This is a genomic window from Thalassobaculum sp., from assembly GCF_040219615.1.
Taxonomy (GTDB): Bacteria; Pseudomonadota; Alphaproteobacteria; order Thalassobaculales; family Thalassobaculaceae; genus Thalassobaculum_A.
In genome coordinates this window covers 417,825-431,021 of the sequence record NZ_JAVJSE010000013.1, presented here as the reverse complement: position 1 = coordinate 431,021, position 13,197 = coordinate 417,825, and the positions used below count along the sequence as shown (strand labels likewise).

13 protein-coding genes and 1 tRNA gene are annotated in these 13,197 nt (G+C 73.2%); 5 read left to right on the top strand and 9 right to left on the bottom strand.

The window, feature by feature from the left end:
- Positions 1-22 precede the first annotated feature (22 nt).
- Positions 23-97 (top strand) — tRNA-Gln (locus RIC31_RS09540).
- A 24-nt stretch (positions 98-121) separates the two neighbouring features.
- Here the strand turns inward: RIC31_RS09540 and RIC31_RS09535 are convergent.
- The 3 genes from RIC31_RS09535 to RIC31_RS09525 all read right to left on the bottom strand — a co-directional run bounded on the left by RIC31_RS09535 (position 122) and on the right by RIC31_RS09525 (position 3,343).
- Positions 122-1,516 carry an adenylate/guanylate cyclase domain-containing protein gene (locus tag RIC31_RS09535; RefSeq protein ID WP_350105643.1) on the bottom strand — a complete coding sequence of 465 codons (1,395 nt, stop codon included), beginning with the start codon at positions 1,514-1,516 and terminating at the stop codon, positions 122-124.
- Between the two features lie 111 nt (positions 1,517-1,627).
- Entirely contained in the window at positions 1,628-2,440 is an 813-nt protein-coding gene (locus tag RIC31_RS09530; protein WP_350105640.1) for a class I SAM-dependent methyltransferase, read from the bottom strand.
- Positions 2,441-2,509: 69 nt separating this feature from the next.
- Positions 2,510-3,343, bottom strand: coding sequence for an MBL fold metallo-hydrolase (locus RIC31_RS09525; protein ID WP_350105637.1), 834 nt, complete (start codon positions 3,341-3,343; stop codon positions 2,510-2,512).
- A 225-nt stretch (positions 3,344-3,568) separates the two neighbouring features.
- Here RIC31_RS09525 and RIC31_RS09520 point away from each other — a divergent pair, with 225 nt between their 5' ends.
- Positions 3,569-4,783 carry an MFS transporter gene (locus RIC31_RS09520; protein WP_350105634.1) on the top strand — a complete coding sequence of 405 codons (1,215 nt, stop codon included), beginning with the start codon at positions 3,569-3,571 and terminating at the stop codon, positions 4,781-4,783.
- A 24-nt stretch (positions 4,784-4,807) separates the two neighbouring features.
- Here RIC31_RS09520 and RIC31_RS09515 read toward each other — a convergent pair whose 3' ends face one another.
- The 3 genes from RIC31_RS09515 to RIC31_RS09505 form a co-directional block, all read right to left on the bottom strand.
- Positions 4,808-5,497, bottom strand: coding sequence for a response regulator transcription factor (locus RIC31_RS09515; RefSeq protein ID WP_350105631.1), 690 nt, complete (start codon positions 5,495-5,497; stop codon positions 4,808-4,810).
- Positions 5,498-5,570: 73 nt separating this feature from the next.
- Entirely contained in the window at positions 5,571-5,855 is a 285-nt protein-coding gene (locus RIC31_RS09510; protein ID WP_350105628.1) for a DUF427 domain-containing protein, read from the bottom strand.
- A 19-nt stretch (positions 5,856-5,874) separates the two neighbouring features.
- Positions 5,875-6,753 (bottom strand): alpha/beta hydrolase, encoded by an 879-nt coding sequence (locus tag RIC31_RS09505; protein WP_350105626.1) that lies wholly within the window; start codon positions 6,751-6,753, stop codon positions 5,875-5,877.
- Positions 6,754-6,898: 145 nt separating this feature from the next.
- Between RIC31_RS09505 and ribA the strand changes: the two genes are divergently transcribed.
- The 3 genes from ribA (at position 6,899) to RIC31_RS09490 (ending at position 9,677) form a co-directional block, all read left to right on the top strand.
- Entirely contained in the window at positions 6,899-8,038 is a 1,140-nt protein-coding gene (gene ribA, locus RIC31_RS09500; protein WP_350105621.1) for a GTP cyclohydrolase II, read from the top strand.
- 78 nt (positions 8,039-8,116) lie between these two features.
- Positions 8,117-9,139: a hypothetical protein gene (locus RIC31_RS09495; RefSeq protein ID WP_350105618.1), complete on the top strand. Its 1,023-nt coding sequence runs from the start codon at positions 8,117-8,119 to the stop codon at positions 9,137-9,139.
- A gap of 16 nt (positions 9,140-9,155) precedes the next feature.
- A complete protein-coding gene (locus RIC31_RS09490; protein WP_350105615.1) occupies positions 9,156-9,677 on the top strand; it encodes a L,D-transpeptidase family protein in 522 nt (173 codons plus the stop codon).
- A 42-nt stretch (positions 9,678-9,719) separates the two neighbouring features.
- Here RIC31_RS09490 and RIC31_RS09485 read toward each other — a convergent pair whose 3' ends face one another.
- Genes RIC31_RS09485 through RIC31_RS09475 form a run of 3 tightly spaced genes read right to left on the bottom strand, consistent with a single transcriptional unit; the run spans position 9,720 to position 13,196 of the window.
- On the bottom strand, positions 9,720-10,415 hold the full coding sequence (locus RIC31_RS09485) for a YggS family pyridoxal phosphate-dependent enzyme (RefSeq protein WP_350105612.1): 696 nt from the start codon (positions 10,413-10,415) through the stop codon (positions 9,720-9,722).
- Positions 10,412-12,340: a tetratricopeptide repeat-containing sulfotransferase family protein gene (locus tag RIC31_RS09480; protein WP_350105609.1), complete on the bottom strand. Its 1,929-nt coding sequence runs from the start codon at positions 12,338-12,340 to the stop codon at positions 10,412-10,414. Before RIC31_RS09480 ends, RIC31_RS09485 begins: the two co-directional genes overlap by 4 nt.
- Positions 12,341-12,347: 7 nt before the next feature.
- Entirely contained in the window at positions 12,348-13,196 is an 849-nt protein-coding gene (locus RIC31_RS09475) for a sulfotransferase domain-containing protein (protein WP_350105606.1), read from the bottom strand.
- Between the last annotated feature and the right edge of the window lies 1 nt (position 13,197).

Genomic DNA, 13,197 nt, shown 5'->3' with positions numbered 1-13,197 from the left:
TATGTTTCGCCGCGCCGGCTGATGGGGCGTAGCCAAGTGGTAAGGCAGCGGTTTTTGGTACCGCCATTCCCAGGTTCGAATCCTGGCGCCCCAGCCAAGCCCTGAGTGTACAGCCAAGACCTCAGCCGGCCAGTACCACCAGATCCTGCGGCTCGTCGAGGCCGCCCACCGACCGCCCGGGCCGGCGTTCCGGCGGCGCCGGCGGCCGATAGCCCTGCTTGAGCGCGCTCCCGTAGGTCGCGGCGTCGGTCAGCGCCCGCACGCCCTCGGCCTTGGTGTGCTTCTCCAGCTTGGCCGCCAGGTTCACCGGCGCCCCGATGACCGTGTATTCCAGCCGGCTCTGGTCGCCGACTGCGCCGAACACCACCGGGCCGGACGCCACCGCGATCCCGACCGCCGGGGCCGGCCGGCCGGCGGCCCGCCGCCGCTGACCCCAGGCGGCGGCCGCGTCCGCCAGGTCGGCGGCGGCCCGCAGGGCATCGGCCGCGGCGGTCGCGCTCGGCCGGGTCGCCCCGAAGGTCGCCATCACCCCGTCGCCCATGAACTTGTCGATGCTGCCGCCATGGGCCTGCACCACCGGCACCACCAGGCCCTGGTACTCGGCCAGCAGGGCGATCAGGTCGTCCGGCGGGATCTCGGTGGCGAGCTGCGAGAACCCGCGCATGTCGACGTTCAGGACCGCGGCTTCGCGCAGTTCGCCGCGGCCGATCTCGATGCCGGCGTCCAGGTCGATGATGCGGTCGGCGACGTCGCGGGCGAAGAACCGCGACAGCTCGCGGGCCGCCAGGCTCTCGCGCACCGCCCGCACCAGCAGGCGGCGGGCCCGCACGATCGCCACCGCCAGGATGCCGGTGACCGTCAGGATCGAGACGATCTTGTCGAACTCGGCGCCGATCAGCACGCTGTTCGAGGTCATGTAGAGCACGTAGTCGCGGGTCACCGGGCCCGCCATCGGGTCCCACATCAGGGCGTAGCCGGCCATCAGCAGCCAGCCGACCGCGGCGGCGCCGCCGGCCAGCAGCACGTAGCCCGGCTCGAACCGCAGGGTCCGGAGCGCGATAAAGATGAACACGTACAGTAGGGTCGGCGCCTTGAGGTAGAACGCCGCCGGCTGCATGTACTGCAGGTGGAAGCTCCAGATCACCCCCAGGAGCAGCGCCATGTCGGCCAGGATCGACAGCCCGAGGAACCAGCGCGGCAGACGGCCGGCATGGGCCAGCGCCAGGCGGGCCAGGGTGAACGCCACATAGCCCCCGAGCGCCCACGGGATCGGCCGGAACTCGACCTCCGGCGGGAACGCCTTGGGCGAGACCAGGTACAGGGCGCCGAAGGCGGTCACCACCGCCAGCTGGATCCAGCCGATCAGGATCTCGCTGGAGGCCTGCTGCTCGCTCAGCGCCGCCCGGACCCGCGCCGGCAGCGCGGTCTCGCCCGGCCGCGCCGGGGCCGGCCGGTCCGGGTCGGGTCGCGGCAGGGTCGCGGGCGGGCGGCCGGTCTCGCCGGGGGCAACGGTCATCGCGGCACTCTACCTGCCGCGGCCCCGGCCGGCCGATCAAGGACCCGTGACCGCGGGCGGCCTGGAGCCGGGCGGGCCGGAGCCGGGCGGGCGGGCATCGGGCCGACGGCGTCAGGCACCCGGCACCGGGCCGGCGGTGACCGCCCACAGGCTGGACTCGAAGGCCGCCGCGCCGACCGGGATCCGCCCGGCGGCGCCGGCCGCGACCTCGGCCGCCATGCGCGTGCGCACCCACCGGCTGGCGAACCGCAGCCGCAGGCCGCCGCCGGCCAGCCAGCCGGCGACCACCATCTGCTCGGCATACTGCCGCCAGGCCCAGGAATCCGGGTAGCCGTCCGGCAGGAACACGTCGTGCACATGCACCAGCACGCCGGCCGGCAGCCGCGGCAGCACCCGGCCGAACAGCAGGTCGACGTCGGTGCCGGGCAGCGCCAGATGGCTGGAATCGATCACCAGCATGTCGCCTGGCGCGAGGCCGGGGAGCGCCTCGACCCCGGCATCCTGCAGGGTCGTGCGCAGCACCCGCAGCGGCAGATCGCCGGCCAGCCCGGCGATGTCGGCACGCGGCGCCGGATCGATGCACAGCATCTCGGTCGCCAGCCCGCCGTCGATCACCGCGCGCGCCAGGAACCGGGTCGAGTGGCCGGACCCGACCTCGACGATCCGGGCCGGCCGGGTCTCGCGGACCAGCGCGTAGGCGGCGGCGCCGTCGAGCCCGGGAAACCAGTCCTGCTGCCAGCGCGGCAGCGGCGGCCGGGCACCGTCGAAACGGCCGACAACATCGGCATGGCGGTCGATCGCCGCCAGCACCCCGCTGAACGCCGGCTCGGCCGCACGGAACAGCGGCTCCAGCTCGGGATAGCCGGCAGGCGGCCGGACCGAGCCGGCATACCGGTGCGGCACGAAGAAGCCCTCCTGGGTCATACCCAGGACGGTCCGGACAGCAGAAAGACGCTGTTTCAATGACTTGAGGTTCATTCGAGGTAAGACCGACTACCGCCGCAGGACCATGCCGTCCGTCGCCACCAGGGTGCCGGGACGAGCTGCGTCGGCATCCGCGGCGATCCGGTCCATGGCCGCGTCGTCATGCGACGGGTCGTGGTGGAACAGCAGCAGCGTGCCGACCCCGGCGGCGTCGGCCGCCCGCACGCCCGCGCGCCAGGTGGAGTGGCCCCAGCCGCGATACACCTCGTATTCGTCGTCGGTGAAGGTCGCGTCGTAGATCGCCACGTCGGCGCCCGCCATCAGCGCCTGGACGTTCGGGTCCAGGCTGCCGTCCCGCGGATGCTCGGTATCGGTGACATAGGCGAAGCTGCGACCCTGCCAGGTCACCCGGTAGCCACAGGCGCCGCCCGGGTGGTCGAGCGGCCGGGTCTCGACCACCAGCCCCGGGTGCGGTTCCAGCCGGTCGCCGGCGACGAAGTCGCGGAAATCGACGTCGGCGCGGTACATGTCGATCGGCACCGGGAACAGCGGCGGCGACATCATGCGCGCCAGGATGGTCTTCAGCGACAGGCTGCTGTCGAGCCGGGCGGCGTGCAGGTGCACCCGGTTGTCGGGACCATAGGCCGGCTTGAAGAACGGCAGGCCGAGTATGTGGTCCAGGTGGAAATGCGTCAGGAACACGTCGGCCTCGACCGGGCCCGCATTCTCGAGCGACCGGCCCAGCTCGCGGATCCCGCTGCCGCCGTCGAACACCAGCAGATGCGGGCCGCAGCGCAGTTCGACACAGGCGGTTTCACCGCCATAGCGCACGGTCTTCGGGCCGGGGCACGGCACGCTGCCGCGCGCTCCCCAGATCCGGACCAGGATGCCGTCGTCGGCCAACCGCTCCTCCCGCCGCACGTCCGCCCCCTACCGCACGCGAGATCCACCGGTTGCGTGGACACGCGCCGCCACCCGGTCGCGGATGGCCGATCACCCATATCACACCCGTTCGAGGCCGGGAACGCCGGCCGGCTTGCCTCGATCGCGGTCCCGGACCAGACTGCCGCCGCCGCGTCCGCGGCTCCCGCCGCCCCCCTCGAACCGACCGCCCGGATCCGCCCGAACATGCCGCTCGACCGTGCCCGCACCAACTGGACCGGCGTGATGTTCGGCTTCCTGCTGGCGTCGCTGGCGGCGTTCCAGCAGTTCAAGCTGCCGCCGATGCTGCCGGGCATGCTGGCCGAATTCGGCTATCCGAAGACCCTGGCCGGCAGCTTCATGTCGGTCTACGCGGTCATCGGCCTGGCGATGTCGCTGGCGCTCGGCGGGCTGATGATGCGGATCCGGACCGGCCTGATCCTCGGCCTGGCCTTCGCGACCGGGATCGCCGGCAACCTGCTGGCCCTGGTCGCGCCGGGCGACCCCTGGGTCGTGCTCGGGTCGCGCGGCCTGGAGGGCTTCGCCTTCGCGGTGTTCGCGATCGCCGGCCCGGTCTACGCCAACCGCAACGCCGCACCCCGCCACCTGCCGCTGGCGATCGCCCTGTCGGCGATCTGGATCCCGGTCGGGCAGATCGCGGCGAACCTCCTGGTCCCGGTCGCCGAGCTGACCATCGGCTGGCGGGTCGCCTGGATCGCCACCGCCGTGGCGACCGCGGCGATGGCGGGCTGGACATTCCTGATCACCCTGCGCGGCGGCGCCGACCTCGACCTGCGGCGGCGGCCGGCCACGACCCCGGCGCCGATCACCGGCGAGGAGCGCTGGGCCCTGGTGCTGTCGGCGCTGCTGTTCACGCTCTGGTCGGCGCAGTATTTCGGCTACATGACCTGGCTGCCGCAGTTCCTGGTCGAGGCGCACGGCCTGCCGCCCGGCCTGGCGACCCTGGCCTACTCGGTCCCGGTGGTCACCCTGATCGTGGTCGGGCTGGCGACCTCGACCTGGATCCGGCGGGGCGCCGGGGTCGGGCCGCTGCTGGCCGGGTCGATGCTGCTGCAGGCCGCGGTCTGGTGGGCCATGCCGTGGACCGACGGGCTGCTGGCGGGCGGGGCGTCGCTGCTGCTGTACGGCATCGGGATCGGCGTGACGCCGGTCTGCCTGTTCGCCATGCCGAGCACCATCCTGGGCTCGGCCCGGGCCGGGCCGGCGGCGTTCGCGACCATCATGACGGGCCGCAACCTCGGAGTTCTCGCCGGGCCGATCCTGCTTCCGCTGGTCACCCGCGAGCCCTGGGGCTGGGCGATCAGCGGCCCGGTGTTCGGCACGATAACGACGGTCGACGCGATCGGCGCGGTGCTGCTGACCTTCGGCCTGGCGCGGATGGGCCGCCGCGGCCCGGACTGATCGGCCGCCGCCCGGAGGGCCGGCTCAGGGAACCAGCCGGTAGCCGCCGGAATCGGTCACCAGGATGGCGGCCCGCTGCGGGTCCGGCTCGATCTTCTGGCGCAGCCGGTAGACATGGGTCTCCAGGGTGTGGGTGGTGACCCCGGCGTTGTAGCCCCAGACCTCGTTCAGCAGGACCTCGCGCTTCACCATGCGGTCGCCGGCCCGGTACAGGTATTTCAGGATCGCCGTCTCCTTCTCGGTCAGGCGGACCTTCTTGTTGCGGGCCTCGTCGAGCAGGATCTTGGCGGCCGGCTTGAAGCTGTACGGGCCGATCGTGAACACCGCGTCGTCGCTCTGCTCGTGCTGGCGCAGCTGGGCGCGGATGCGCGCCAGCAGGATCGCCACCTTGAACGGCTTGGTGATGTAGTCGTTGGCGCCGGCCTCCAGCCCGAGGATGGTGTCCGCGTCGGAATCCTGGGCGGTCAGCATGATGATCGGCGACTTCACGCCGTGCTTGCGCATCAGCCGGCACAGTTCGCGCCCGTCCATGTCGGGCAGGCCGACATCCAGCAGGATCAGGTCGTAGTGGGTGTCCCTGACCGCCGCCAGTCCGTCGGACGCGGTCGCGGCCTCGGCGGTGACGAATTCCTCGTGCAGCTGCAGCTGCTCCGCCAGGGTGGCGCGCAGGGCGTCGTCGTCGTCGACCAGGAGAATCTTGCGTCCGCTCGTCATGCCCGCTCCCGCCCCGATGCTCTTCATGACCACCCCAATGCCACGCCGCAGATAATGTAACGCTTTGCCGGCCTCAAGGCTCGACGTCGATTCCCTTCCAGAACGCGACCGCGCCCTCGAGCCGCCGCGCCCGCCGCTTCGGGGCCTCGTAGGACCAGGCAGCCGCCGGCTCGACCCGGTCACCGACCCGCACGTCGTAGTAGGTCGCCACGCCGCGCCACGGGCAGACGGTCCGGGTGGCGCAGGGCTCCAGGTGTTCCAGGCGCACGGTCTCGCGCGGGAAGTACAGGGTGCCCTCGACGGTTTCGACCGCCGCGCTTTCGGCCAGCACCACGCCGTTCAGGCTCGCTCGCGCCATATCACGATCCGGTGTGGGCTCAGAAGCTCGGGGCCAGGATCAGCCGGAGCATCGCCTGGCAGAGCGCGTGGTGCGGGTCGCCGAACGCCTCGAGCGCGGTGAAATGGTTGCCGCCCGGCACGTCGACGCTTTCGACCGGCTGCCGGGCCGCCTTCAGCGCGTCGACCAGCTGGTCGCGCTGGCGCAGGTATTCCGGGCCTTCGTCCATGCCGACGGTGGCGATCAGCGGCGGCAGCCGGCGGCCGCCCGGCGCCGGGTCGCGGGTCAGGCCGCGGGCCAGGGCGATCGGGCTGAGGCCGGCCACATCGCCGGCAGCCAGGTGCAGCTGCTCGTTCAGGTAGCTGAGCCGGATCGGCTCCAGGTCGTGCAGGCCGGACACGCTGCAGCCGCCTTTCAGCAGCTCGGGCACCCCGGCCGGCCCGGTCATCATGGCGGCCAGATGGCCGCCGGCCGAGTGCCCGGCGACGAACAACCGCCGCGGATCGCCGCCGAGCCCGCCGCCGTTTCCGGCGATCCAGCGCAGGGCGGCGCGTACGTCGTCGGCGACCTCGGCCACCGTGACCTCCGGGCACAGCCGGTAGCCGATCGAGACGAAGGTGACATCGGCCGCCACGTAGGTCGGGGCGAGGAAATGCACCAGGGTGCGGTCGCGCTGGTGCCAGTAGCCGCCATGCACGAAGGCCAGGATCGGGGCGTCGCCGCGCGCCGCCGGAAACACGTCGACGGCCTGCCGCGGATGCCGGCCGTAGGCGATGTCCAGGTCGCAGGACAGCAGCCCCCGCGCCTCCGCCCCGGCCGCCATCCAGCGCTCGGCGATCGCCCCGGATTCCGGGACCTTGCGGCGGTTGTCGTACTGGGCGTCGAGGGTCGCCTGATCGTAGTCCTGGAAGACGGGCATTGATTCCACCTCTCGGATACCGGCCGAATCCCGGAACCGGCCGGAAGCCAGACTAGCGGAACGGAATCGCGCGCGGCAATGCGGCCGGGACTCGACACGCACGAGTCTTCTTGATTCCCCGGCGCGTCTCCTCAATATGCGCGGCATGCCGAACGATCCCTCCCAGGCCGCGTCGCAGCCGCGCGCAGGCGACCAACTCGCCGTCGACCGCGGAGTCGCCGAGCTCCGTCGCGGCGGCATCGTGGCGGTGCGCGCGGGCGGCGACCGCGATCGCCTCGCCCTGGCGGTCTCCGCCGAACTGATCACCGACGAGACGGTGGCGCGCCTGCGCATGCTGGCCGGCTCCGACCCGGTCCTGGCGATCACGCGCAACCGGGCCGCGGTGCTCGGCTCCGGCGGGTCCGCGCCGGTGGTGTCGCTGACCCTGCCGGCGGGAACCCCGGCCGCCAGGGTCGCCGCGCTCGCCGATCCGACCGCGGGCCGGGCCGACACCGCGGGGCTGGTCACGCTGCCGGAGCCGGAGGCCGGGCCGACCGCCACCGCCGTCAGGCTCGCCAAGCTGGCCAGGCTGATCCCGGCGGCGCTGGTCGCCTCGGTGCCCGACCTTGCGCCCGACCGCATGGAGGGCTGGAGCCGCGAGCACGCGCTGCTGCTGGTCGACCGGGACGCCATCGACACCCATCGCCGGGACGCCGCCGCCCGGCTGGTCCGCGCGGCCTCGGCGCAGGTGCCGCTGGCCGACGCCGAGGACTGCGAGCTGATCGCCTTCCGCCCGCTCGACGGGGGGCTCGAGCATGTGGCGATCCGGATCGGCGACCCCGACCCGGCCGGGCCGGTGCTGGTACGGCTGCATTCGGCCTGCCTGACCGGCGACCTGCTGGGCAGCCTGCGCTGCGACTGCGGCGACCAGCTGCGCGGCGCGATCCGGGCGATCGCCGAGGCCGGCGGCGGCGTGCTGCTGTACCTCGCCCAGGAAGGCCGCGACATCGGCCTGATCAACAAGCTGAAGGCCTACAGCCTGCAGGACCTGGGTGCCGATACGGTCGACGCCAACACCATGCTCGGCTTCGACGACGACGAGCGGGTGTATTTCCCGGCCGCCGAGATGCTCGGCCTGCTCGGCATCGCGCGGGTCCGGCTGATGACCAACAACCCGGAGAAGATCGGCCAGCTCGCGGCCTGCGGGGTCGAGGTGGTCGAGCGGGTGCGACACGTGTTCCCGTCGAACCGCCACAACGAGCGCTATCTCGACGCCAAGGCCCGGCGCTCGGGACACCTGTTCTAGCGGCCGCGTCGGCAAAAGAGTCCGACCGGATTCTGGCACGGGGCTTGCGTCGTTCGGGGCGACGGAAGGAACGCGCCCATGACGACGATCGCAACCGGCACCCCCGCCGCCCCCGACCAGACCGCCCGGACCGCCGGCGCGCAGCCCGACTGGATCCGGCCGCGCACAACGCCCGACGGCGACATCATGCCCGGCGAGGACGTCGCCGCGGAGGACAGCGGCCTCGGCTTCGGCGACCTGCTGGACGTGATCAATCCCCTGCAACATCTGCCGGTGATCGGCACGATCTACCGGGCGCTGACCGGCGACACCATGGGCGAGGCAGCCCGGATGGCCGGCGGCGCCCTGTATGGCGGGCCGTTCGGGGTCATCGGGGCGCTCGCCAACCTGGTGGTCGAGCGCGAGAGCGGCCAGGACATCGGCGACACCGCCATGGCCTGGCTGACCGATGGGCCGGAGGCCGGCGGCGAGACCGGGCGGGCGCTCGCCGACGCCGGTCCGTCCGTGCCGGAGACCCGGGCGCAGGCGATCAACGCCGCCCCGGTGACGATCGCCGCTTCCAACGCTTCCCCGGCCGCCCTGGCTGCCCAGGCCTCCCCGGCCGCCCTGGCGGCCGCGAGCGGCCCGGCCCGGGATGCCGCCAATCCGGGTGCCGCCGGCGAGGCGCCGGCCACCACGGACTTCCAGGGCCGCAACGCCGACCGGCTCGACGCCTTCATCCAGCAGGCCAACGCGGTCCGCCGGCGCAACCCGCTGACGCTGACCTACCGGCCGGACGCCCAGACCGCCACCCAGAGCGCCACCCAGACCGCCACCCAGACCGCCGCCCAGAGCGCCGCCCAGAGCGCCGCTGCAGCCGGCCGACCCGGCATCGCCGCCGGTACCGGCTCGATCGACGCTGCCCGGCTGCAGGCGGCGACCCTCGGGCAGCCGCCCACCGTGTCCGGTCGCGACGGCCAGCCGGGCGGGGACGGCCGCGAACCCGCGGCGAGCGACGACGGCATGCTGCCGCTGGCCGGCAACAACGCCGGCAGCGTGAACGAATGGATGTTGCAGGCCCTCGACAAGTACGAAAACCTGCGCCGGCAGCAGCCATCCTGACCGGACCCGACCCGACATGACCTTGCTGACCGTGCGGGCCGCCGCCGGCGCCAGCCGCGGCATCCTGGCCACCGATACCGGCGAGTGGCCGTGCGCCCTCGGGCGTGGCGGCCTGACCGACGCCAAGCGCGAGGGCGACGGCGCCACGCCGATCGGCCGGTTCCCGCTGCGCCGGCTGTTCTACCGCCCGGATCGGGAACCGCCGCCGGCCACCGCCCTGCCGACGCTGCCGCTGGCCGAGAACCTGGGCTGGTGCGACGACCCGCGGGCGAGCGCCGACTACAATCGCCTGGTCCGGCTGCCGTTCGCGCCGGGCCATGAGCGGATGTGGCGCGACGACGGCCTGTACGACCTGGTGGTCGAGCTCGGCTACAACGACGCGCCGCCGGTGCCCGGGCTCGGCAGCGCGATCTTCCTGCATCTGGCCCGACCGGACTGGGGCCCGACCGAAGGCTGCGTGGCGATGGCCCGCGACGACCTGCTGGCGGTGCTGGCCGGCGCCGGGGCGAGCAGCGAGATCGACGTTGCCCGCCGCTGATTCCGCCGGACCGACACCAGACTACCGGTACTACTCTGAGGCCTACTTGTAGTCCCGGGCACCGAAAATCGCTGTTCCGACACGCACATGGGTGGCGCCGAGCCGGACTGCCAGCTCGTAGTCCCCGCTCATCCCCATCGACAGCCGCTCGAGCCCGTGGCGCTTGGCGATCTCGCGCAGCAGGGCGAAGTGCAGTGCCGGATCCTGGTCGGCCGGCGGGATGCACATCAGCCCGACCACCGGCAGGCCGTGCTCGCCGCGGCAGGCCTCGACGAAGGCGTCGGCGTCGGCCGGCAGCACGCCGGCCTTCTGCGGCTCCTCGCCGGTGTTCACCTGGACGTAGCAGTCCGGCCGCCGGCCCTGCTTCGCCATCTCCCTGGCCAGTTCGGCGGCCAGCTTCGGGCGGTCCACGGTCTGGACCACGTCGAACAGCGCCACCGCCTCGCGCACCTTGTTGGTCTGCAGCGGGCCGATCAGATGCAGTTCGACGCCGGGGTAGCGGGCCCGCAGGTCCGGCCACTTGCCCTGCGCCTCCTGCACCCGGTTCTCGCCGAACACCCGCTGCCCGGCCGCCAGTGCCGCCTCGACCCGCTCCAGCGGCTGAACCTTGCCGACCGCGATCAGGGTCACCGCGGCCGGATCGCGCTCGGCCTCGGCCGCGGCGGCGGCGATGCGCGCGCGGACATCCGCGAGGTTGTCGGCGACTTCGGCCGCAACCTCGGCTGGGACGTCGGTCATGGGTTCTCTCCTGCTTGCTGGTATCCGTAGCGCCGGATCTCCGGCGCCAGCATCCGGGCGACCGGCTCCATCGCGAAATCATAGCGCCGCCAGCGGTCCAGTGCCGTGCGGTAGATCGGCTGGGTGACCTGGGCGGCGCTCGGGGTCGCCAGCACCCCGCGGCGGCGGGCGTGCTCGTCGAACCGGGTCACCGCGTCGTCCCATGGCAGGCCGAGGAACTCCAGGATCCGCGCCGCCTCGCGCGGCAGGTCGTCGACCATGTCCTCGTAGCGCACGGTCAGCCGCGGCGGGTCGAAGGCGGCGGCATAGCCCTCCCAGGTCCCGAGCGCGGCGCGGTACAGCCGGGCGGCCTGATCCAGCCCGGTGAACGACACCATCCAGCTGTTGAGCTGGAAGCTCTGCATGAAGCAGGACAGCACCACGTCACAGGGATGCCGCAGCGCCAGCAGGAAGCGGGCCTCCGGGAACACCGCGCGGATCAGCCCGGCATGCACCAGGTTGAGCGGCATCTTGTCGACCATGTAGCGGGTCGGGGCGGCCGGCAGGAACCGCGCCATGCGCGCCCGGTACCACTGCCGCATCTCCAGCCGCAGGTCGTCCGGCAGATCCGCCAGCGCCCCGGGATAGGGCCGGCCGGCGAGGTTGAGACGCGCGATCAGCCCGGCGACCAGCGGCCGCTCCTCGACCACCGAGACGTCGGGATGGGCATCGAGAACCTGGTCGAGCAGGGTAGTGCCGGAGCGCGGAAACCCGACCAGGAACAGCGGGGTCGGGCCGTCCGGCCCGGCCGGCGGCGAGCCGACCGTCGGCCGACCGGCCGCGTACAGCGCGTCCAGGGCGGCGATCTGCCGGAAGGCGTGCTCCGGGTCGAGATGGCGGGGGGCGGCCTCGCGCTGGGCGGTATTGGCCTCGGCGAAGGCCGCGAACGCCTCGCGCGACCGGCCCGCCGCCTCCAGCGCCTGCGCCCGTTCGAACAGTAGCGGATAGCGCCGCGCCGGCGCCTGCTCGCGGGCCAGCCAGACGTCGGCGACCGCCAGGGCGTCGTCCGGGCGCCGGCGCCGGCGCGACAGCCGGGCCGCCAGCTGGCTGGCGGTGACGTGCCGCGGCGACAGCGCGAGCGCCGCCCGGATCCAGCGCTCGGCGGCATCCAGGTCGGCGCGGTTGTCGGCCAGTTCGGCGACCGCCGCGGCAGCCGCGGCATCCTCCGGCACCAGCAGCGCCGCCCGGCGCACCGCCCGGCCGGCCAGCACCGCGTCGCCGTCGGTGCGGGCGGCAGCGGCGAGCTGGCGGTGCAGGGGCGCGGCACCGGGAGCCCGGGCGATCCCCTCGTCCAGCAGCCGGATCGCCCGGTCCGCCTGGTCGAGGTCGACCAGCAGCCCGGCGAGGTTGACCCGGGCCTCGACCGACGGTGCCAGGGCGAGCGCGGTCTCCAGATGCCGGGCCGCCTCATGCCACTGCCCGAGCGCCCGGCAGGCCGCACCCAGATTGGCGTGCATGGCGGCGTCCTTCGGGGCGCGCGCCAGTCCGGCCCGATAGGCCTCGGCGGCTTCCGGATAGCGGCCGAGCTCGCTGAGGGCGTCTCCGCGCAGCCGGGCGATCGCCGGGTGCGAGCGGCCGGGCTCAGGCACGGAGTCGAGGCAGGCGAGCGCCCCCGCCGGGTCCCCCAGGCCGAGCCTGAGCTGACCGAGATTGGCGAGCAGATCGGGGTCGCGCGGGGTCCGCCGGCGCGCCGCCTCGAGCAGCCGGACCGCGGCCGCCGGCGCGCCGGACCGGGCCTCCAGCATGGCCAGCCGGTACAGCAGGCCCGGCGGCACGTCGGCGGCTTCGGCCAGCAGCCGGTGATGCGGGCGCGCCGGCGCCGGGTCGCCGGCCGCCACGGCACGGTCGATGCGGGCACGGAGGGTCGGGGACAGTCGGCTCGCCATATCCGGATCAGACCGTGGGCCGGCCCTGCTTGTCGAGATAGCCGAGCTCGGTCAGCACCTCGCCATGCACCTCGATCAGACGTGTGACCTGCCCGGGCGTCAACTGCTGGCGCCAGCCGCCGACCCGGCCGGAGTGGAAGAACACCTGGTCCTCGCGCACCCGTTCGCGGAATCCGCCGGCCCGCTCCTGCCGGGCAACCTCTTCGAAGCTGCTGAACTTCACGGCCTTGGCCACCCGCGCCGGATTGGCCGGCAGCTTGAGGAACCGGACGACCCGGTCGAAGGCCTTCATCGGCCTGGCCTTCATGTCCTCGTAGCGCAGCACCAGCGGCTCGAAGCCGGGGATTCCGGTCCAGGACCGGTAGTGATCGCACCAGCGCCCGAGCACCTGGAACACCGCCGCCCCGGTGGTCGGGGTCCGCATCGCCGGCGAGCAGATCGCCTCGACCGCGTCCTCGATGGCCAGGTTGTAGTGGCGGGCCAGCGAAACGGTGACGTCGAACACGTTGCGGGCGATGTAGATCGCGCCCATCGAATGCTCGAGATGGATCAGCGGCCGGCCCTCGTGCTCGCCCAGCAGGTTGTGGGTCTTGACGATGCTGGTCTCCGGCCGGTTGGCCAGGAAGCGCTGCAGCGGCTCGCGCAGCGCGTGGATGGCGCCGTCGTCCATGCCCGCGATCGGGCGGCCGCCGATCCGTTCGTAGAGCGGAATATGGGCGTCGCCGAAGCCGACCACGTTCAGCTCGTTGATCGACACCGGCCGCGCGGCGTCGCGGAACAGGTTCTCCAGGAAGATCCGGATCCAGGTGTTGCCCGACTTCGGATAGGACGCGAGCCAGAGGATGCCGCCGGCCATC

Excerpts from the sequence above, each read along its gene's own strand:
- RIC31_RS09535 (WP_350105643.1), bottom strand. The coding sequence starts at position 1,516 with ATGACCGTTGCCCCCGGCGAGACCGGCCGCCCGCCCGCGACCCTGCCG.
- RIC31_RS09530 (WP_350105640.1), bottom strand. The coding sequence starts at position 2,440 with ATGACCCAGGAGGGCTTCTTCGTGCCGCACCGGTATGCCGGCTCGGTC.
- RIC31_RS09520 (WP_350105634.1), top strand. The coding sequence starts at position 3,569 with ATGCCGCTCGACCGTGCCCGCACCAACTGGACCGGCGTGATGTTCGGC.
- RIC31_RS09515 (WP_350105631.1), bottom strand. The coding sequence starts at position 5,497 with ATGACGAGCGGACGCAAGATTCTCCTGGTCGACGACGACGACGCCCTG.
- RIC31_RS09510 (WP_350105628.1), bottom strand. The coding sequence starts at position 5,855 with ATGGCGCGAGCGAGCCTGAACGGCGTGGTGCTGGCCGAAAGCGCGGCG.
- RIC31_RS09505 (WP_350105626.1), bottom strand. The coding sequence starts at position 6,753 with ATGCCCGTCTTCCAGGACTACGATCAGGCGACCCTCGACGCCCAGTAC.
- ribA (WP_350105621.1), top strand. The coding sequence starts at position 6,899 with ATGCCGAACGATCCCTCCCAGGCCGCGTCGCAGCCGCGCGCAGGCGAC.
- RIC31_RS09495 (WP_350105618.1), top strand. The coding sequence starts at position 8,117 with ATGACGACGATCGCAACCGGCACCCCCGCCGCCCCCGACCAGACCGCC.
- RIC31_RS09490 (WP_350105615.1), top strand. The coding sequence starts at position 9,156 with ATGACCTTGCTGACCGTGCGGGCCGCCGCCGGCGCCAGCCGCGGCATC.
- RIC31_RS09485 (WP_350105612.1), bottom strand. The coding sequence starts at position 10,415 with ATGACCGACGTCCCAGCCGAGGTTGCGGCCGAAGTCGCCGACAACCTC.
- RIC31_RS09480 (WP_350105609.1), bottom strand. The coding sequence starts at position 12,340 with ATGGCGAGCCGACTGTCCCCGACCCTCCGTGCCCGCATCGACCGTGCC.
- RIC31_RS09475 (WP_350105606.1), bottom strand. The coding sequence starts at position 13,196 with ATGGCCGGCGGCATCCTCTGGCTCGCGTCCTATCCGAAGTCGGGCAAC.